The following is a 20,569-nucleotide window of genomic DNA, read 5'->3' as shown; positions in this document are numbered from 1 at the left end:
CGAGCCGGCGAACCCCGTGGCCGTGTGCAATCGGTCTCGCCCGCCGCGCCTTTCCGCGAGCCCTGCGGAGCGACCGCGTTCCTGCTCGCGGCTTCGGCCGACAGACGTGGAACGACCAGCACGGGCGAGGCCCGTCCGCACCACCTGACACGCGTAGGCAGCCGCGCGCGGCACTGCCCTGCGGCCCCCTAGCCGGCCCCTTCGCGCATGCCAAGCCCCTGCGCCCGCGTGGCCCCGCGGGGCCACGGCCCCTTTCCCGGCGCCCCGCCGACGTGGCATCCCGTCGCGTTGTTTTGTCTACAAAGAACCTCTCCGAATTCCGGTCACCGGTCTCGACCTATCAGTCTCTGTGTAGACAAAGGAATGTTCTTCGAGGAGGGAATTGGCGCCGGAAACGGCATTGGGGAAATTCGGGTCACTAATTCGTGATCTTTCTCTAAAGAGGCACGGAGAAGGTGCCGAAGGAGTCTGTGACCCTTCACACGGAATATCCGACTCGTTCGGTTCCGTCCCCCACAGCCACTCCCCCCAGGAGGCCCGGTGTCTGTTCTCCTTGAGCACCCCACAAGCCTGGTCGCCTACCGCCCGAACAAGCCGACGGCCATGGTCGTCGTGGCCGACCCCCGTGTCCGCTCCACCGTGACCCGCCACCTGTGGGCTCTCGGGGTGCGGGATGTGATCGAGGCGTCGTCCATCGCGGAGGCCCGTCCCCGCGTCGGTAACCCGCGCGACATCTGCGTGGCCGACGTGCACCTGCCCGACGGTTCAGGACTCAGCCTGCTGTCGGAGACGAGAGCCGCGGGCTGGCCCAACGGGCTGGCGCTGTCCGCGGCCGATGACATCGGCGCCGTACGCAACGCGCTGGCCGGCGGCGTCAAGGGCTATGTCGTCACCGGTACCCGTACCAACCTGGGCGGTGCCATGCCGACGCGGCACGGCGCGGCCCCCATCGGTGCCGCGGCGGCGGCCCGGATGCACCGTCGCCCCGGCGGCGGCCCGGGCGGTCCTGGACACCCGGGCGGTTACCGGGAACTGTCGGGCCGCGAGGTGGAGGTACTGCGCCTCGTCGCGGAGGGGCAGTCGAACAAGGCCATCGGCGTGTCGATGGGCCTCTCGGCGCTGACCGTCAAGAGCCACCTCGCCCGGATCGCCCGCAAGCTGGGCACCGGTGACCGCGCGGGCATGGTCGCCGTGGCGCTGCGGACGGGCATCATCCACTGAATCCTCGGGTCTTTCCTCCCGCGCCGTTCCGCTTTCCGGGCGCTCGTCGACGTAACGTTCCGTCGGCGGGCGCCCGGCGGCGCGTGTGCGCGGCTACCCTTGACGGGTGACCGACGCCCAAGAGACCGCAGCAGCCCCCGCAGCTCAGGCCCCCTCCGCAGACTCAGCGCCGGCGCCGGTCCCCCTGCTGGAACCCCGTGAGGGGATTCCTCCGGTGACCGCTTCCGCCGAGGATCTGGCACGAGTCGTCGAGGCTTTCGGTGCGGGCAGCGGTCCGGTGGCCGTCGACGCGGAGCGCGCGTCGGGTTACCGCTACGGGCAGCGGGCCTATCTGGTGCAGCTGCGTCGCGCGGGCGCGGGCACGGCGTTGATCGACCCGGTGGCCTGCCCCGATCTGTCGGGGCTCGATGAGGCTCTGGCGGGCAGCGAGTGGGTGCTGCACGCCGCCACGCAGGATCTGCCGTGTCTGCGTGAGATAGGTATGCGGCCCACGAGGCTCTTCGACACGGAGCTGGCCGGGCGGCTGGCCGGATTCGCCCGTGTGGGGCTGGGCGCGATGGTGGACAACGTGCTCGGTTACGCGCTGGAGAAGGGGCACTCAGCGGTGGACTGGTCGACGCGCCCGCTGCCGGAGCCGTGGCTGCGGTACGCGGCGCTGGACGTGGAGCTGCTGGTGGACCTGCGGGACGCGCTGGAGGACGAGCTGTCCCGGCAGGGGAAGCTGGAGTGGGCGCAGGAGGAGTTCGCGGCCATCGCCGCGGCCCCCGCGCCGCCGCCCCGCAAGGATCCGTGGCGCCGCACGTCGGGCATGCACAAGGTGCGTCGTCGCCGTCAGATGGCGGTGGTGCGGGAGCTGTGGTTCGCGCGGGACGCGGTGGCACGCAAGCGGGACGTCTCGCCCGGCAAGGTGCTGACGGACGCGGCGATCGTGGAGGCCGCCCTGGCGATGCCGACCGGGGCGCGTGCTCTCTCGGCGCTGCCCGGGTTCGGGCAGCGGATGGGCCGCAAGCAGCTCGATCAGTGGCAGGCCGCCGTCGATCGGGCGCGGGCGCTGGCCGAGGAGGAGTTGCCGCAGCAGGGGCAGGCGACCAGTGGTCCGCCGCCGCCCAGATCGTGGGCGGACAAGGATCCGGCGGCCGCGGCCCGGCTGTCGGCGGCGCGGGCCGCCGTCACCCGGCACGCGGAGGAGTTGAACCTGCCGCAGGAGAATCTGCTGACGCCGGACACGGTGCGCCGTCTGTGCTGGGAGCCGCCTGCCGCGGTGAGCGCGGAGTCCGTCTCGGGTGCGCTGCGCGGGCTGGGTGCGCGGGAGTGGCAGATCGCGCAGACGGCGGAGCTGCTGCGTGCCGCGCTCTCGTCTCCCGGCGCGTGAGCCGCTCGCCCTGGTGTGCGAGCGGCTCGACTCCCCGGGCCTCCGACCGCCGTTGCGGCGACATTTGAGCCGGGCGGCTCGGCTTCCGTGCCGCGACGCCTGCGCCCAGCCCCGGCTCCCGTGCCTGCAAGCCTCGTCCCGGCTCCCGCGCCCAGCCGCGGTCCCCGCGCCGCAAGCCTCGTCCCGGCTCCCGCGCTCACGCGTGGTGGAGCGTGACGCTCGTGCGTGAAACGCGGCGCTGTGACGCCGCGCTCGCCCGCCGTGTGATGTGACGTGTGCCCTTCCCCGTGGTCGGCCCTTGCCACCTGGTTACCGGTAAGTAGCATGGGGGTCGACCGACCCCTGGCCGCACCTGGAGGAGAGCCAACGTGCCTCGTACCGCAAGGGACGTCGTCTTCGTCGACGGCGTACGCACCCCGTTCGGCAAGGCGGGCCCCAAGGGCATCTATCACGAGACCCGCGCCGATGACCTGGTCATCAAGTGCATCCGTGAGCTGCTGCGCCGCAACCCCGACCTGCCTCCGGAGCGCATCGACGAGGTCGCCGTCGCGGCGACCACCCAGATCGGCGACCAGGGGCTGACCCTCGGCCGCACCGCCGGCATCCTCGCCGGGCTGCCCACGACCGTGCCCGGCTTCTCCATCGACCGGATGTGCGCGGGCGCCATGACGGCCGTGACGACGACCTCCGGGTCGATCGCCTTCGGCGCCTACGACCTGGTGGTGGCCGGCGGTGTCGAGCACATGGGCCGCCACCCGATGGGCGAGGGCGTGGACCCCAACCCGCGCTTCGTCTCGGAGAAGCTGGTCGACGAGTCGGCGATGTTCATGGGCATGACCGCCGAGAACCTGCACGACCGCTTCCCGCACCTGACCAAGGAGCGCGCGGACAAGTTCGCCGTGGCCAGCCAGGAGAAGGCGGCCAAGGCGTACGCCAACGACAGGATCCAGCCAGACCTGGTGCCGATCTCCCTCCGCCGCACCTCGCCGGAGGGAGGGGAGACCGGTTGGGGCCTGGCCACCGCGGACGAGCCGATGCGGCCCGGCACGACGCTGGAGAACCTCGCCGGACTCAAGACCCCCTTCCGTGCGCACGGCCGGGTCACCCCGGGCAACGCGGCGGGTCTGAATGACGGTGCGACCGCTTCCCTGCTGGCCGCCGAGGACGTGGCCCGCGAGCTGGGCCTGCCGGTCAAGATGCGGCTGGTCTCCTACGCGTTCGCCGGTGTCGAGCCGGAGGTCATGGGCGTCGGCCCGATCCCGGCCACCGAGAAGGCGCTGGCCAAGGCGGGTCTGTCCATCGACGAGATCGGCCTGTTCGAGATCAACGAGGCGTTCGCCGTCCAGGTGCTCGCGCTGCTGGACCACTACGGCATCGCCGACGACGACCCGCGCGTCAACCAGTACGGTGGCGCGATCGCCTTCGGACACCCGCTGGCCTCCTCCGGGGTGCGGCTGATGAACCAGCTCGCCCGGCAGTTCGAGGAGCAGCCGCACGTCCGCTACGGCCTCACCACCATGTGCGTCGGCTTCGGCATGGGCGGGACCGTCATCTGGGAGAACCCCCACTGGGAGGGCAACAAGTGACTAGCAAGACCGCTGAGCTGCTGAGGGGCGCGGCCGAGCTGTTCCCCGACGAAGTCGTCACCCAGGCGCACGTACGCCACCTCGACCTGCCAGGCGGCGCCGGCAGGTTCGCCCTCATCACGCTGGACAACGGGCTGGACCACACCAAGCCCACCACCATCGGCCCGCAGTCGCTGGCCAACCTCGACGCGGCCCTCGACCAGGTGGAGAAGGAGGCCGTCGACGGCGAGATCAAGGGCGTCGGTGTCACCGGCAAGCCCTTCATCTTCGCCGTCGGCGCCGACCTCAAGGGCGTCGAGCTGCTGAAGCGGCACGAGGACGCCGCCGCCATCGGCAAGGGCGGCCACGATGTCTTCGTGCGGCTGGCCAACCTCGCGGTGCCGACGTTCGCGTACTACAACGGCGCGTCCATGGGCGGCGGTGTGGAGATCGGGCTGCACTGCACCTACCGCACCGTCTCGGCCGCGCTGCCCGCCTTCTCGCTGCCCGAGGTCTTCCTCGGTCTGGTGCCCGGCTGGGGCGGCTGCGCGCTGCTGCCGAACCTGGTCGGCGCGGACCGCGCGGTCAGCGTCATCATCGAGAACTCCCTCAACCAGAACCGCCAGCTCAAGGGCAAGCAGGTCTACGAACTCGGCATCGCCGACGCCCTGTTCGAAGGCGCCGACTTCCTGGAGGAGTCGCTGCGCTGGACCGCGGCCGTCCTCAAGGGCGAGATCGAGGTCGTGCGGCCCGAGGTCGACCGCGGCGAGGCGTGGGACGCCGCCGTGCAGCGCGGCCGGCAGATCGCGGACGGCAAGGTGCACGGCGCCGCACCGGCCGCCTATCGGGCCCTGGACATCATCGCCGCCGCCAAGAACGGCGACCTGCGGCAGGGCTTCGAGGCCGAGACGCAGGCGCTGGCCGACCTGATCATGAGCGGTGAACTGCGTGCGGGACTGTACGCGTTCGACCTGGTGCAGCGGCGCGCCAAGCGCCCTGCCGGCGCCCCCTCCAAGGACCTGGCGCGTCCGGTCACCAAGGTCGGCGTCGTCGGCGCCGGGCTGATGGCCTCGCAGCTCGGTCTGCTGTTCGCCCGCCGCCTGGAGGTGCCGGTCGTACTGACCGACATCGACCAGGAGCGCGTGGAGGCGGGCGTGGCCTACTGCCACGAGGAGATCGACAAGCTGCTCCTGAAGGGCCGCGTCAACCAGGACAAGGCCAACCGCCTCAAGGCCCTGGTGACCGGGTCGCTGGACAAGGCCACCGCCTTCGCCGACGCCGACTTCGTCATCGAGGCCGTCTTCGAGGAGATGGGCGTCAAGCAGAAGGTGTTCGCCGAGGTCGAGGCGGTCGTGCCCGAGCACGCCATCCTCGCCACCAACACCTCCTCGCTGTCGGTCTCCGAGATGGCCTCGCAGCTCGAGCACCCCGAGCGCGTGGTCGGCTTCCACTTCTTCAACCCCGTCGCGATCCTCCCCCTGCTGGAGATCGTGCGCGGTGAGAAGACCGACGACGCGGCGCTGGCGACCGCGTTCGGTGTCGCGAAGAAGCTGAAGAAGACGGCGGTGCTCGTCAAGGACGCGCCGGCGTTCGTCGTCAACCGTGTGCTCACCCGGTTCCTGGGCGAGGTCCTGCGCTCCATCGACGAGGGCACCCCGGTGGAGGTCGCCGACCGGGCGCTGGCACCGCTCGGGCTGCCGATGTCGCCGATCCAGCTGCTGGAGCTGGTCGGCCCGGCCGTCGCGCACCACGTGGCGGGCACCCTGCACGGCGCCTTCCCCGAGCGCTTCGGTGTCTCGGACAACCTCGGCCGCGTCGTCGAGGCCGGCAAGCGCAGCCTGTACCTGCCGGGTACGACGGAGCTGGACCCCGAGGTCGCCGAGCTCTTCCAGGTCGGGGACAGCGTGCTGACCGAGGAGCAGGTCCGCGAGCGGGCGCTGGGTGCCATCGCCGAGGAGATCCGGCTGATGCTGGACGACGAGGTGGTGGCCGAGGCGCAGGACATCGACCTGTGCCTGATCACCGGGGCCGGGTGGCCCTTCCACCTCGGTGGGATCACGCCCTACCTCGACCGCGAGGGCGTCAGCGAGCGCGTCACCTCGCGCCGCTTCCTGGCTCCGGGCGTCGCCACCGTCCCCGCGTGAGGGACTGAGCAGCGCCCCGCACCCCGTGCCGTGGCGACCGCGGAGGAGCCGAGCCTCTTCCGCGGTCGCCACGCCCGTTTCCGGGCTCCCGGGCTGCCCAGGCGGGCCGGGATCATCCCGTGTACGGTTCCGGGCCCTCGTAGGCATTGCTCTGCGGGCCCGTCGCCAGATATCTGCTCTTGATGTCGTCGGCGAGATCACCCCTCACATCGGCCCCTTCTCCGTAAGAGGCGAGGTACTTCTCCGCTGTGGCGCCCAGTTCGTGCTCTCCGCGGGCGAAGAACTGGTCCTGGTCGTGCGGTGGGTCCGGCGTATCGGGGCCACCGAAAACCGCGTCCTCGTGGAAGAGTTTCGCGAATTCCACACCGGCCGCCTGGACGAGGGGAATGGCGACGCCCCAGGGTCCGCTCTTTCCCACGACGTGCAGCACGCCGTTGGCCAGCGCGGGGGCCGAGGCGCTCATGCCCACGCGCGTCCAGTTGGCGGACTGCCGGTAGGCGTCCTGCGCGGCCGCGCTGTCCGCCGCGTACGCGGCCTCGATCTGCTGGACCCGGGAGTGGTCGAGCGTGCCGCGGACCTCGGCCTCGGTGAGCAGGACGCGCCGCCCCTTCGCCCAGCTCTCGGCGCCCTGCGCGGGCGGGTTGTCGCTCAGCCGCTCGAGCGTGTAGAGGTGTTCGGCCTGGTTCATGATCCGGTGGGAGTCCTCGTGCCGGCCGAGGACGCTGAGGAAGTCCACGGCCTCGTCGCGGCCGAGGTCGGCCGCCCCGGGAGCGGGCGGGAACGCGTCGGTGTTCCGCAGCGCGTCGCCGACGCCGCTGACGGCGCGGTTGAGGTCGTCCACGTACGCGCCTCCCATCGCGCCGAGGCCGGCCGCCAGCGCCGGTTGCTCGTGCAGCAGCCGGGGTCCTTCCTCGCCCCCGTAGACGCGCACGACCTGTTCCATGACGCGTGCCGTGGCCGCGGTGCGGCGGTCGCCGCCGTCCTCGTAGAGCTCCGGGTTCCGGCCGCCGAGTACGGGGTCGTCCCAGGCGTAGCCGGTGGTCGCCGCGGTCAGGGCGTGCCCGAGTGCCTCGTGTCCCGGCATCCGGCGCGGGCCCGCGCCGGTGTTCCCGTCGAAGACCCAGTTGCGCTCCTCGGTCAGGTAGGTGAGGTGGCCGCTGAGTTCGGTGTCGCGGTCGACGGCGCCGCGCACGCCGTCCGGCGGGGCGAAGAAGGCCGTCGCCGCCTCCGGGTTGTGGCCCAGGGCCGCCAGGAAGCCGATCACCGCGTCGTGCCCGTCGTCGTCGGGCTGCCCGCGCGGGTTGAGGGTGCCGGTGGTGGCCGTGTTGGCCCAGTAGGCGTAGCCGTCGCGGGTGTTGAGCTTCTCGTCCCAGGCCAGCAGCTTGTCTCCGTAGCGCTGTAGGAAGCCGGTGTCGTAGCTGCCGGAGCGCAGCAGGTTGCTCATCAGCTGGAAGCCGTAGGGGTGAGTGGCCGCGCCGGTCCGCAGGCGCTCGTCGCCGAGGGCGATGATCTCTTGCTGCCAGCGCCGCATCGCGGGCGTGTCGGCGTGCGAGGCGGTGGCCAGGGTGGTGCCGAGGGAATCCTGGAGCGTGCCGGCGGAGTGCCACCACTCCTTCTCGTCGATCCGCGTGTCCGGGTGGTCGGGGTGGTGCGGGTGGGTGGCGTTGTACCAGAGCTGCAGCGTGTTCTCCGCGCCGAGCCCGGCGGCGAACCGTTCGGCGAACTCCGCGTCGCGGCTGTGCCGGGTGAGCAACGCGGTGAGTCTGCCGAGTTGTGCGGAGGTCATGCGGCCCTGTGCGACACCGGCCAGGCGGAGGGCTTCGGCGAGATCGCGGGCGGTGTGGGCGCGCGCCGCCTCGAGACTGGCGTAGCCATGGTCGTTGAAGCCGCGTGCCGCGCCGTTGACGTCGGCGGTCAGCGCGTGCGCGAGGTCCCGGTCGGCGTCGCCGGCGTGTGCGAGGGCGGAGCGGGTACGGTCGCGGTAGGCGGCGACGGTCTCTCGGTAGGCCTTGGTGTAGGCGCTGCGGTGCTTCTCCTCCGCGTCGGTCAGGTGCAGCCTGACGGAGCCGTCGCTCGTGTCGAGAATCAGGTGCGCGTGACCCGCCAGCTCGTCCTCGATGGCCTGGAGTGCCTGCTGTGCGGCGCGGAACGCCTCCAGGCCCTGGGAGAGGACCGCGTGCACGCGGCGCGACTCCTCCTGCGCCGCACGCAGTTGGGCGTCGACGGTACGCAGCCGGCGCCACGCCGCCTGCGCCGCCTCGCCCTCCCAACGCGCGTGTGCGAGGCCCTTGGTCACCTCCGTGCCGAAGTCGGTGGCGACCTGCTGGAAGGCGCCGGGCGCGTTCCGCCACGTGGCGACCGCCTCGTCCAGCGGGGTCAGGTCGGCCCCCCTGACCTCCGAGTAGCCGGGCCCCTCGTTCACGGCCTGCCGCCGTCGCGGTGCTCGCCGCCGGGGACGGCGTCGAGGTCCTGTTTGCGCCCGTGGTCCTCGGCCGTGAACGCGCAGGCCGCGTCGCGCAGCGCGGTGGCCGTGCCGGTGAACTGCTGCGAGACGTAGGCCATCTGCTCGCGCCACCGCTCCTGGAAGGTGGCGAGCGCCGTGTCGGTGCAAAAGCCCTTGAGGCTGCCGGCGACCTGGCCGGTCTCGCGCATCACCGCGTCGTCGGCCTTGAGGAACCAGCCGCGGACGGTATCCGCCCGGCCGGCGCGCCCCCGCAGCACGCCGGCCGTCACGGTGAGCCCGGGCCGCGGGCCTTCCTGGCCGTCCGGATGCCCGTTCGGGGCGCCCGTTCCGGCGAGTCTCGTGCGGGCCGAGCCGTCCGGCGCGTACGCGGACTTGATCTGGGCCCACTCCTCCTGGAACGACACGCTGTCCTCCCGTTGTCCCTGTGCGTCGTCGGATCGCGCGCCGCGGGATGCCGTCCCCGCGCGCGGGCGGCGAACATAACGGCCGTGGGGAAACGGAAGGCGAGCAACCGGGGTGCGGAAGCTGGACAACCGGGGTGCGGAAGCTGGACAGCCGGGAACCGCGCGGAGCCGCCCGTTCAGCGGGAACCGGCAGCCTGCTCCCGGTGGAGGCCGACGGCGTCGAGGCTGGTCCTCAGATAGAACTCGGAGCCGTCGATGGTGGCCACCTTCTCGTAGTGACGGCCCAGATGGCGGCGCAGCGTGGGCGTGCGCCGCACCCCGTACTCCTTGCCGCGCGAGTCGTCGACGACCAGCTCGGGCTTCCGCCGCCGCAGGTCCCTCTCGAAGCGCTGCCAGGCGCCTTCCATCGCGTACCGCTCCCCCACCCGCGCCTCGCCGCGGCCGCCGCTGAAGTTGGTGAGGAAGCCGGCGGTCAGATAACGGGAGGCGGGGGCGCGCTGGGACAGCCAGTACCCTTCCGGGTGCATGCCCCACAGCAGCACCCGGTCCTCGCGGTCGGTGTAGGAGCGGACGGTGTCCGCGAGCCGGTGCGCGTGGTCGAGTTCGTCGCGCCCCGCCGTGAAGCCCCACCCGACATAGCCGCACGCCAGCAGCGCCGTGCCGGCGAGCGCCGCCGTCGCGGCCCGCGCCGTCAGCTCGTGCAGCGCCGCGGCCCCGAGAAGGGCGAGCGGGGGAACGAGCTGGAGGAAGTAGTGGCCGAAGAACTGGAGTCCGACGGCGGCGGCGGCCAACGACGCGGCGAGCCACAGCCACACGTCGGCGGTGCCGCCGAGCGGCGGGCGATACCCGTGGCAGGTGGCCGTGTACGGGTGCCCGCCCACGCGGCGCCGCCGTACGGCGTGCACCAGGGCCACGACGAGCGGGAGAGCGGCCAGCGTCAGCAGTCCGAGCGCCCCCAGGGCACGCAGCACGGGTTTGAGACCGGCCCCGTCGGCCGAGAGGTAGGCGCCGGATCCGGTGGCGATCCAGTACAGGAACTTCCCCGGTCCGAAGGCGAAGGCGGTGCCCAGGATCGGCAGCGCCGTCCCCGCGCCGGCCCCGAGCATCGCCGTCCACCCGGCCCGCGACCGCCACAGCACCACACAGACCGGCAACAGGACGGCGCCACCCGTCTGCTTCGTCAAGACGGCCCCGGCGACGGCGAGCCCGGCCACGAACCAGCGCGAGCGCTCCGCGCACCACATCGCGGCCACCGTCCAGGGCAGCATGAAAACCTCGAACGTGGCGGCCTGCGTGTCCTCGGGGTCGAGCCCCACCGACAGGAAGACGTAGCACAGGCCCGCGACCCACGCGGCCCGCTCCCCCCAGCGCCGCGCCGCCATGGAGGCCACCAGCACGGCGCCCACCAGCACGGCGAGGATCGCCGCGACCCGCACCGGCCACAGCGAATCGTCCCCGAACACCGCGAAGGCGGCACGGTAGAGCCAGGGCACCAGCGGGGGTTTGCGGTCGACGACGGTCTCGTAGAGCACTCCCCCGTCCGCCAACTGCCGTGCCTGCGTCGCCAGGAAGCCCTCGTCGGGGTTCCACGGAGTGCGCACGAACGAGGGCAGGCGCGTGAGGACGGTCAGCGCCGCCAGGACGGTGATCAGCCGCGTCCAGTTCGTCGCGGACGCCGCCTCGGTGCGTCGGCCGACACGCTGCACGGTGGCCCGCTCGACGCGGACGGTACGGGGCAACGGCATACGCCCCAATCTAGCGAGGCCCGCCACGGACGGGCCGCCACCCCCGGCGCGCGCCGCCCTCTCGGCCCACAACGGGGCGGAGGGGCGACGGGCGCCGTAAGAGGCCGACGCGGCGCACACCGTACGCGGGCGGGCGCGACGCCGCTACGAGGGGGTCGCGCCCTCCCAGGCACTGACCTGCGGGCCGCTGGGGTCAGGGCCGCGGCCGTCCAGCTTGGCGACGAGTCCGGTGACCTGGCGGGCCACGTCGGGCGCGGTGAGCCCGATCTCCGCCATGATCTCCTTGCGGCTGCCGTGGTCCAGGAACTTCTCGGGGATGCCGAAGTCGCGCAGCGGCACGTCGACGCCCGCGTCCCGCAGCGCCTGCGCGACGGCGGAGCCCACACCGCCCGCCCGGCTGTTGTCCTCGACGGTGACGACGACCCGGTGCCGCTCGGCCAGCGGCGGCAGCGCCTCGTCCACCGGCTTGACCCACCGGGGGTCGACCACGGTGGTGGTGATGCCCTGCTTGTCGAGCAGGTCGGCGATCTCCAGACACATCGGAGCGAGCGCGCCCACCGACACCAGCAGCACATCCGCGCCCGGGCCGTCCGCCGGCTCCCGCAGCACGTCCATGCCGCCCACCCGGCGCACCGCGGGCACCGCGGGGCCGACCGCGCCCTTGGAGTAGCGCACCACCGTGGGCGCGTCGTCGACCCGGACGGCCTCACGCAGCTGCGCGCGCACCTGCTCGGCGTCGCGGGGCGCGGCCAGCCGCAGGCCCGGCACGCACTGCAACAGGGACATGTCCCACATGCCGTTGTGGGAGGCACCGTCGCTGCCCGTGACACCGGCCCGGTCCAACACGAAGGTGACACCGCACCTGTGCAGGGCCACATCCATCAGGAGCTGGTCGAAGGCGCGGTTGAGGAACGTCGCGTACACGGCGAAGACGGGGTGGAGTCCGCCCGTGGCGAGCCCGGCGGCGGAGACCGCGCCGTGCTGCTCGGCGATGCCCACGTCGTAGACCCGCTCGGGGAACTCCTGCGCGAAGGCGTGCAGCCCCACGGGGCGCATCATCGCGGCCGTGATGGCGACGATGTCCTCGCGCTCCCGGCCGAGCTTGACCATCTCGTCACTGAAGACGGAGGTCCAGTCGGCCCCGGAGGACTTGACGGGCAGTCCGGTGTCGGGATGGATGACGCCGACGGCGTGGAACTGGTCGGCCTCGTCCTGGCGGGCGGGCTGGTAGCCGCGGCCCTTCTCGGTGAGGCAGTGGACCAGCACGGGACCACCGAAGCGCTTGGCGCGCTGGAGCGCGGACTCGACGGCGGCGATGTCGTGCCCGTCGATCGGCCCGACGTACTTCAGACCCAGGTCCTCGAACATGCCCTGCGGCGCGATGAAGTCCTTGAGCCCCTTCTTGGCGCCGTGCAGCGTCTCGTACAGCGGCTTGCCGACCACGGGGGTGCGGTTGAGCACGTCCTTGCCGCGGGCCAGGAAGCGCTCGTAGCCGTCGGTGGTGCGGAGGGTGGCCAGGTGGTTGGCCAGGCCGCCGATGGTGGGCGAGTAGGAGCGCTCGTTGTCGTTGACGACGATCACCAGCGGACGGTCCTTCGCCGCGGCGATGTTGTTCAGCGCCTCCCACGCCATACCGCCGGTCAGCGCGCCGTCACCGATGACGGCCACCACGTGGTCGTCACTGCCCCGGACCTCGTTCGCCTTGGCCAGCCCGTCGGCCCAGCCCAGCACCGTGGAGGCGTGGCTGTTCTCGATCACGTCGTGCGCCGACTCGGCCCGCGAGGGGTAGCCCGACAGGCCCCCCTTCGCGCGCAGCCGGGAGAAGTCCTGCCGCCCGGTGAGCACCTTGTGCACGTAGGACTGGTGCCCGGTGTCGAAGAGGACCTTGTCCTTGGGGGAGTCGAAGACGCGGTGCAGGGCGAGGGTCAGCTCGACCACGCCGAGGTTCGGGCCCAGGTGCCCGCCGGTCTTGGAGACCGCCTCCACCAGGAAGGTGCGGATCTCCCCTGCCAGCGTCTCCAGCTGCTCCGGAGTGAGCCGGTCCAGATCGCGTGGTCCCGTGATGCGGGTCAGCAACGCCACCCGTACCTCCTTGCTTCGAGCGTGTGAACACGCTGTCGAGCTGTCGTTGTCGGACCGTACCGATTCCTCCCCAACCCTTCGGCCGGGCGGTCTTCCAGAGTCTAATGTTCCGCCGACGTTCAGGTTCACCGGCCGGTGCCATATCAGTCACACGAATGGCAGCCCCGCGCGGCGTGTGCGGACACCCGCGCGAGGTGGGTCCGGCTGTTCCCTCGCACCCGCCCCCCATGCCTCCGGTGACCCGGATGACTCGTATCTCACACCGCGGCAGCCGGGCGACCGGCCACCCGCACTCGAATCCCTGTGCGATTCCCAAACCTACGTCCACGCCCCACGACGCCCCTCCCCCACCCACCCCGCCCGGACACACCAACGCTGGGCCACCCGGCCGGGGGGCCGGGTGGCGGGCGGCTGGTTCGGCCGCGTCGGCCGGGCCGGTCGGGTTCGCCGGGTGAGCCCGGTCGGCCGGTGGGCCCGGGTCGGCCGGGTCGGCGGGCCTGGTCGGTCGAGTGCCCCGGGGCGGCCCGGTGGCCCGGGTGGCCCAGTCGGCTCGGTGGGCCGGGCCCCACGGTGGGCCGGTGGGCCCGGGTCGGCCGGATCGGCCGAGTGAACCGAGTCGGCCCGGGTTGGCCGGGTGGCTCGGGGGTCCGGCCGCCCGGATCGGCCCCGATTGGCCGGGTCGGCTCGGTGGGCCGGATCGGCCCGGTACGCCGAGTGGGTCGAGTGGCGCGGGTCAGCCGGTGGCCCGGGCGGCGGGATCGGCCGGGCCAGCGGGGGCGGTCCGGGGCCGAGTGGGCCGGTGGGGTGGGTCGGCTCGGGCAGGTCGGATGGGGCGGGTGGAGGCGGGTGGTCCTGGCGGGTCCGATGGCCCGGGTGGGCACCGTCGGCCCGGGTCCGGGGCTGCTCGCTCTGGGCTCGGGCGGCCCAGGTCGGGTGCTGGCGGCGGCACAGGCATCGGCGCGGCAGCGCCGGGGCCGCACCGGCGTGTCCGGCCCCGCCACGAGGCGTGCCCGGTCCGGACCGGGCACGCCTCGTGGCGGGGCCGGCGTGCGCGCACGCCGGCCCCGTAAGCGGTGACGCGCGGCAACGCGTGTCCGCCTCGTGTCCCTGCTCGTCTCGGTGGAGCCCGCAACTCTCAGGGAGCGGTACGGGAGTTCTCCCGTACGCCGACGATGCTCGCAGAGGCCGGTCACCAATCGGCAAGCGGAGCTGGGACGGGCGCGCATCTTCGGGCGCGGTAGCGTGGCGCCGCCCCACCGGCGGGTGTTCCGCCGCTGGTCACACCCGTGTCGGCAGCGTCAGGCCCCGGCCGTTCCGGGCCCGGCGTCCGGGACGGGAACGCATCAACTCCCCCTGCCCCCTTCGGGCCCCTGCTTCCGGGTGCGGGGAGTGGCACGATGCTTCTCCAGCCGCCGGTGTCGGCAAGCACCGGTCGGCCGTGCAGACATGTGGAGCCCGCAACGCGCCCGGCTCGTAACGCCCGGGCGGACGATCTCAGGAGGCACGGTCCATGTTCCGCCTTCCCTTCCCGGCCCGCCGCGCCGGGGCGATCCCTTCCCCGACTTCCTCGGCTTTCCCGGCTTCTCCGGCTTCTCCGGCTTCTCCGGCTCGCTGTGTCGGTCCGAACCCGCACGACCAGGGCGGGCCCGGCCCGTCGGAGGTCGTGGTCATCGTGGTGATCGCCGTGCTGGCGAGCGCGTTGACGGTCACCGGGACGCCGCCTCCCGCGGTCCGCGACGTGCTGGGGGCCGCCGGGCTCGTCGCGCTCGGCGTGCTGCTCGCGCTGCGCGGCGGCAGCCGGGTGGGCCGCCTGGTGATACGGGGGCTGCAGGCCGGCTCTCAGGCTTGAGGGTGTCTCGACGTGGGGCGCAGGGAGAAGCCGATCACCACACCGAACCGGGCGCTCGCCGATCTCGTCAGGTGGCTGCGGCATCAGCGGGCGGCGGAAGGCCTGACCTACGCTCAGCTGGCCGCGCGCACCGGGCTGCATGCCACGACGCTGCAACGGGCCGCTTCGGCGGCGTCGGTGCCCACGGGGCCCGTTGTCGAGGCGTACGCCCGGGGGTGCGGCGTGTCGGTGGAGGTGGCCTTGCGCATGTGGCGGAGGGCTCGGCAGGAGCAGTTGCACGGCGCCGCGGGGGGCCGTGTGGCACTGGCCCCGGAGACCGTCGCGGATCTGCCGGGCCTGTCGGCCGCGCTGTGGGGCCTCTACAGCGCGGCGGGCGGGCCCCCGTTGCGGACGATGGAGCGCCGCGCGGGCGGTTACGGCGCGCTGCCGCACAGCACGGTCCACCGCATTCTGCGCGGGCAGACGGTGCCGCGGGACGAGCGGCAACTGGTCGCGTTCCTGGACGCCTGTGAGGTTCCCGCCAGGGAGCGGCGCCCGTGGATGGAGGCGTGGCGGCGGGTGGTCACGCGCACGCCGCCGGGCACCGGTGTGGCCCCGCCTCGCGAGGAGGCCACTTTCCGCGAGCCCGGCGAAGAGGCCTTCCGCGAACCCCTGCGCGAAGGGGGCCCGTTCCTTGTGGAGGGTCTCTTCTCCGGTGCACACGTGGCTCGGGCGCAGCCTCTCCCCGCGCCCCGGTCCGGGCTCGCGCCCGGGCCCCGTACGGGCCCCGTCCCGCCGCGCGCCGGCGCACTGCGCCTCACCGTTCTCGGTCCCGTACGCGTCTGGCGCGGTGAGCAGCCTCTGGCGCTGGGGTCGCCTCAGCAGAAGGCGCTGCTCGCGGCGCTCCTGCTGCGCGGCGGGCACACCGCGACGGCCGAGGAGTTGATCGACGCGATCTGGGGCGAGGAGCCCCCCGAGCTGGCGAGGGCGGCGTTGCGCACCTACGCCTCGCGCATCCGCAAGGCGCTCGGGCCCGACGGCGACCTGCTGGTCAGCGAGTCCGGCGGCTACGCGCTGGGCGACGGAGACGGAGACGGTACGTCGCTCGATGTGGAGACCGCGCGTCGGCTGGCCGCGCAGGCCGACACGGCCGTCTCGGGCGGTGACCTGGTCAGGGCCTGTGAGCTGTACGACGCGGCCCTCGCCCAGTGGAGCGGGGAACCGCTCGCCCACGTACCGGGCCCGTACGCGGAGGCCCAGCGCGCCCGCCTGACGGAGTGGCGGATGAGCTTGTTGGAGCTGCGGTACGACCTGGACCTGCGGCTCGGCCGGCATGCGGAGGCCGTCGTCGGTCTGACCGCGCTCGCCGCTTCGCACCCGCTGCGGGAGCGGCTGCGCGAGCTGCTGATGCTCGCCCTCTACCGCAGCGGCCGCCAGGCCGAGGCGCTGGCCGTGCACGCCGACATCCGGCGGCTGCTCGCCGACGAGCTCGGTGTCGACCCGGGCCCGGAGCTGACGGAGCTCCAGCAGCGCATCCTGGCGGCCGACGAGAGCCTGGCGTGCCCGGACGAGAGCGGCACCGCGCAGCCACGGACGTTCGCCCGGCCCGCGCAACTCCCGGCCACTCTCCCGGACTTCACCGGCCGTGACGCGCTCGTCGCCCGGCTCGGCGCCCAGCTCGCGCGGGCCGACGGCACCGTCATGGCCCTCGCGGGTATCGGCGGCGTCGGCAAGACGGCGCTGGCCGTCCACCTCGGGCACGCCGTGGCCGACCGGTTCCCCGACGGACAGCTCTACGTCGACCTCCAGGGGACCGGCGCCTCTCCCGCGGACCGCGCGGCCGTGCTCGGGGGGTTCCTCCGCTCCCTGGGAACCGACGACGCCTCCCTCCCGGAGGGCGTCGAGGAGCGTGCGGCGCTCTTCCGTTCGCTGCTGGCGGGGCGGCGTGTCCTGATCCTGCTCGACAACGCCCGCGACGCCGCCCAGGTCCGCCCCCTCCTCCCGGGCACCGCGGGTTGCGCGGCGCTGGTGACCAGCCGCGTCCGCATGGTCGACCTGGCCGGTGCCCGCCTCGTCGATCTGGACGTGCTGGGCCCCGGCGAGGCCATGGCCCTCTTCTCCCGCGTCGTGGGGGCGGAACGCGTCGGCGCGGAGCGGGAGGCCGCGATGGATGTCGTGGCGGCGTGCGGGTTCCTGCCGCTGGCGCTGCGCATCGCGGCCGCCAGGCTCTCGGCCCGCCGGACGTGGACCGTGTCCGTGCTCGCCGCCAAGCTGGCCGACGAGCGCCGCCGACTGGACGAGTTGCAGGCCGGCGACCAGGCCGTCGGGGCCACCTTCGAACTCGGCTACGCCCACCTGGACGCGGAGCAGGCCAGGGCGTTCCGCCTGCTCGGGCTCACCGAGGGCCCCGACATCCCGCTGTCCGCCGCCGCCGCGCTCCTCGACCGCTCGGCGGAAGAGGCCGAGGACCTGTTGGAGGCCCTGGTCGACAGCTCCCTGCTGGAGTCGGCCGGGCCCGGGCGCTACCGGCTGCACAACCTGATGCGGCTCCACGCCAGAGGCCGCGCCGACGGCTGAGGTGCTGCGTCACCCTCGGAGCTGTTCGAGAAGGACCGGGTCGGTGATCTGTGTGTCGTCGGCCAGCATCAGCGCCTTGCTGAGGATCACCGACAGTGTCCAGTCGCCGTCGAACGGCAGATACACGTGCGCGGAGGACGAGGGCTCGCTCTTCGCGAGGACGCACAGGTACCGGTCCCCCGGGTCCAGCAGGACGTTCCCCGACCCCAGGTGGATCCTGTATGTGTGCAGTGCGCCCTTGACGTGCAGGAAGCGGCCCTCGACGTGGCACCGGTCGCCGATGGCCAGCCGGGGCAGCAGCCGCGCCAGCAGGTCGTGGCGGGTCCGCGCGGTCTCGCTCAGCTCGCCGAAGCCGACGGAGGTCCAGTACCGGGCGTAGTGCCCGCCGGGTCCGCCGTCCTGCCACGTGGGGTCACCGGCCACGCTCGCGACGCCGACGAACAGGTCGACGTCTCTGAGCACCTCGCTGAGCACCCGGGCCGGTATCTCCTCCAGCGGCACGGGGTCCACCTTCCGGGGTCCCGGCATGCAGAACCCCTGCCTCCCTTCGCTGCTGATCGTGTTGCCCGGCGCGTCGATCGGATAGAACCTCACCTGGTCCGTGGCCAGCAGCGTGTAGGCGCCCGAGTCGGTGGTGGGCACGGTGCCGGGCTCGCCCTCGCCGCGCACCCAGTATTCGGCGCGCAGCCCCCACTCGGGCAGTTCGCGCACGGCGGGCGGGTAGGAGGTGTCGTGATGGCATATCCGCAACTCGGCGTCGCGCCAGCCGCGCTGGGCCGCCAGTGCGCGGAACCTGTGCTGGCCCAGGATGTGCCCGGCGAAGCGGTTGGAGTAGGTGGCGGTGCGCCGTTCCGCGTCGGTGAGCAGGTAGACCTCGCGGTGCGCCTGTTTGAAGGGCTGGGTGATCCGCTCGTCCTCCAGGCGCTGCCGCCAGGCCATCACCTCCTCGACGGTCCTGCCCACCGGGTGCCACAGCCGCACGGTGCCCTGGCCCGTCACCGGCTCGCCCGCCAGGTCGCGCAGTGCGCCGTCGGTGGAGCGGCATGCCGTGCCGTCGAGCGTCCACAGCAGGCGGCGGGCGACCGTACCGGCCAGCGGATGCTCCAGGTAGCGCTCGCGCCACACCTGCGCGGGCCATGCGCGCCGGGTGAGCAGGACCCTCTCCAGGCGCTTGGCCACCGCGCCCAGCGTCGCGTTGATCTCCTTGACCTCGGCCCTGAGCTCCTTCAGCTGACGGGCGTGGTCGCGGCGTACGGCGGCGGGCACCGACGTGACCGGCTTGCCGGCGGCGTTCCGCCAGCGCAGCACCGCGGTGCCACCGTCGATCGCCAGCTCGGCGGTCGCTTCCGTCGCCTCGTCGCCGAAGTGCACAACCCGGCGGCCGTCCTGCGACAGCCCGTACGAGTAAACGGCCAGCTCCTCGATCTCCTCCCGGCCGAGTCCCAGGTCCCGGGCACGCGTGTCCAGCCCGGTCTGGAGAATCTTGAGTGTCGCCTTGTACGTCACCCGGGTGGTGAGCCGGGCGAGTTCCGCGAGGGCGGCCTCGCCCTCCATCGTGCACAGCGCCGTCGCACACGCGTTGGCGAGCTTCGGCATGCCCGGACCCACGCCCGGTAGCTTGCGCAGCGCTCTACCCAGCACCGCGCCCAGCGCCCGGGGCGTTTGCGCCTGTCCGGGCAGGAGCGTCAGCGTCCACACCAGGCCGCGCGCCACCTCGTAGTTGTACGGGTCGTAGGCGAACCCCGGCTCACGCGGCAGTGTGGGCGGGCCGCCCAGCAGGGCCAGCCAGTCCGCCACCCGCTCCGGGAACCGTTCCGCGTCGACCTCGGCGAGCAGGGTCCGCGCGGTCCGTGCCCAGGGTGCGCCAGGCTTGACCGACGTCAGCGTCGCGGCGTGCCGCAGCACGTCGGTCCAGGCAGCGGGCAGCTGAGCCAGTTCGGCGAGCGCGTGGTCCGACCACCGCTCACCGGCGTTGAGCACCGGGTGGCGCTCGGCGAGCAGCCGCAGGACTTCCCGGGACGCCGACGTCCTGACGGGATGGCTGTCGTGGTACACACGCCGCATCTCCGCGCCGAGAGCCGGCGGGATCCGACGCCCTGAGGCCAGTTCCACCCAGGCCACGTCGTAACTCTCCAGCGCCCAGTCGACGTTCTCCCGGTAGCCCTCCAGCAAGCGCTGACGGTCCGCCGCCATGAGGTCGTCAGGACGGCCCGAGGACGCCATGGCATGCAGGACCACGGCCTTGTCGCGCTGCTCCGGTGTCCCGGCGTCTTGGTAGACCTCGACGCAGTGGCGCAGCAGGCGGTGCCGGGCGTCGTCGGGCAGCACGTCCAGCAGCACCCACGGCAGCCGCCTGGCGCCGAAAGCCCGTTTGCAGGCCGCCGCCGAAGTCTTGTCCGCGACGACCGTCCGTACGACGGCCTCCAGCTCGCGTGGGCCCATCACCTCCAGCTCCGGCGACTCCGATACCTGCATGTACATGGCCGCGGCACGCCGCTGCTCCGTCTCGGCCTGCCCGTAGGCCTCGCCGGCCCGCAACCGCGCGCGCAGACGGAGATATTCGGGGAGGGGCCGCAGCAGCTCCACCGCCCACGACAGCTCGGGAGCGGAGGCCAGTGCCTCGTGGACCGCCGAGGCGTCGTCGCGTTCGGCGGCGGCCCGCACCGCGGCCCGGCACGCGTCGAAGTCGCTCATCAGCCACCCACCAGGGGGACGAGCTTCAAGAAGGTGATCTCCGAACCCGCCACGAGGTCGATCTCCTCGTCGAGACGCGTCAGCTGCCGCTCCTGGGTCAGGAGCAGGAAGCCGTTCCTCTCGAACGCCCGCACCGCGGCGTCGAACTGCCGCTCCGGGTCGATCCGGTGCGGCGGACGGGACGGGCCCCGCGAGCCGTTCAGCACGGCCTCGTCCGCCGTCGGCCGCACGAGCCCTCGGAACGGTCCGGCCGCTTCCCCCGCGTGGTACTCGGCGACCTCCTGGAACACCCGCCTTCTGATCAGCTCCCGCACACTGACCCGTTCCTCCTCCACATCGAGCACGAGCGCCGCGAACCGGCCCTGGGACGTGCTCTCGTCAGCGCATACGATCTGAGTCATTCCAGGATCCTAGAGGGCGGGTGTGACACCGCGTCGCCGTCCGCAACGGCATGCGAGCCGGCGCCGCCCGCG

General features: G+C 73.0%; 11 protein-coding genes and 2 pseudogenes. 7 read left to right on the top strand and 6 right to left on the bottom strand.

Annotation, left to right across the window (positions count from 1 at the left end; translation table 11 throughout):
• Positions 1-540: 540 nt before the first annotated feature.
• The 4 genes from DTL70_RS09405 (at position 541) to DTL70_RS09390 (ending at position 6,302) form a co-directional block, all read left to right on the top strand.
• Positions 541-1,221: a response regulator transcription factor gene (locus DTL70_RS09405; RefSeq protein ID WP_027737418.1), complete on the top strand. Its 681-nt coding sequence runs from the start codon at positions 541-543 to the stop codon at positions 1,219-1,221.
• Between the two features lie 106 nt (positions 1,222-1,327).
• Positions 1,328-2,593, top strand: coding sequence for an HRDC domain-containing protein (locus DTL70_RS09400; RefSeq protein ID WP_114021410.1), 1,266 nt, complete (start codon positions 1,328-1,330; stop codon positions 2,591-2,593).
• A gap of 368 nt (positions 2,594-2,961) precedes the next feature.
• Entirely contained in the window at positions 2,962-4,179 is a 1,218-nt protein-coding gene (locus tag DTL70_RS09395) for a thiolase family protein (protein ID WP_114021409.1), read from the top strand.
• Complete coding sequence (locus DTL70_RS09390) at positions 4,176-6,302, top strand: 3-hydroxyacyl-CoA dehydrogenase NAD-binding domain-containing protein (RefSeq protein ID WP_114021408.1); 2,127 nt, start codon at positions 4,176-4,178, stop codon at positions 6,300-6,302. The genes DTL70_RS09395 and DTL70_RS09390 overlap by 4 nt, the downstream gene beginning before the upstream one ends.
• Positions 6,303-6,414: 112 nt before the next feature.
• Here the strand turns inward: DTL70_RS09390 and DTL70_RS09385 are convergent, their stop codons facing one another.
• The 4 genes from DTL70_RS09385 to dxs form a co-directional block, all read right to left on the bottom strand.
• A complete protein-coding gene (locus DTL70_RS09385) occupies positions 6,415-8,724 on the bottom strand; it encodes a hypothetical protein (protein ID WP_114021407.1) in 2,310 nt (769 codons plus the stop codon).
• Positions 8,721-9,170, bottom strand: a complete 450-nt coding sequence (locus DTL70_RS09380; protein WP_181860848.1) for a hypothetical protein — start codon at positions 9,168-9,170, stop codon at positions 8,721-8,723. Before DTL70_RS09380 ends, DTL70_RS09385 begins: the two co-directional genes overlap by 4 nt.
• A gap of 176 nt (positions 9,171-9,346) precedes the next feature.
• A complete protein-coding gene (locus DTL70_RS09375) occupies positions 9,347-10,915 on the bottom strand; it encodes an ArnT family glycosyltransferase (RefSeq protein ID WP_114021406.1) in 1,569 nt (522 codons plus the stop codon).
• A 144-nt stretch (positions 10,916-11,059) separates the two neighbouring features.
• Positions 11,060-12,997, bottom strand: a complete 1,938-nt coding sequence (gene dxs, locus DTL70_RS09370; protein ID WP_114021405.1) for a 1-deoxy-D-xylulose-5-phosphate synthase — start codon at positions 12,995-12,997, stop codon at positions 11,060-11,062.
• A 1,663-nt stretch (positions 12,998-14,660) separates the two neighbouring features.
• Here dxs and DTL70_RS09365 point away from each other — a divergent pair.
• From DTL70_RS09365 to DTL70_RS09360, 3 genes and pseudogenes are all read left to right on the top strand, one after another.
• A complete protein-coding gene (locus tag DTL70_RS09365; RefSeq protein WP_114021404.1) occupies positions 14,661-14,846 on the top strand; it encodes a hypothetical protein in 186 nt (61 codons plus the stop codon).
• Positions 14,847-14,858: 12 nt separating this feature from the next.
• Positions 14,859-15,068, top strand: a pseudogene (locus DTL70_RS34175) (helix-turn-helix domain-containing protein); the annotation flags it as partial.
• Between the two features lie 567 nt (positions 15,069-15,635).
• Positions 15,636-17,396: pseudogene (locus tag DTL70_RS09360) on the top strand (AfsR/SARP family transcriptional regulator); the annotation flags it as partial.
• Between the two features lie 15 nt (positions 17,397-17,411).
• On the opposite strand, the gene DTL70_RS09355 reads toward DTL70_RS09360, so the two are convergent.
• Both DTL70_RS09355 and DTL70_RS09350 read right to left on the bottom strand, forming a co-directional pair.
• Positions 17,412-20,096 (bottom strand): DUF4132 domain-containing protein, encoded by a 2,685-nt coding sequence (locus tag DTL70_RS09355; RefSeq protein WP_114021402.1) that lies wholly within the window; start codon positions 20,094-20,096, stop codon positions 17,412-17,414.
• Positions 20,096-20,497: a hypothetical protein gene (locus DTL70_RS09350; RefSeq protein WP_114021401.1), complete on the bottom strand. Its 402-nt coding sequence runs from the start codon at positions 20,495-20,497 to the stop codon at positions 20,096-20,098. The genes DTL70_RS09355 and DTL70_RS09350 overlap by 1 nt, the downstream gene beginning before the upstream one ends.
• Between the last annotated feature and the right edge of the window lie 72 nt (positions 20,498-20,569).

It is taken from the genome of Streptomyces diacarni (assembly GCF_003323715.1).
GTDB classification, from domain to species: Bacteria; Actinomycetota; Actinomycetes; order Streptomycetales; family Streptomycetaceae; genus Streptomyces; species Streptomyces diacarni.
Note: the sequence above shows the minus strand (reverse complement) of the source record. Positions and strands in the feature narration are given on the sequence as shown.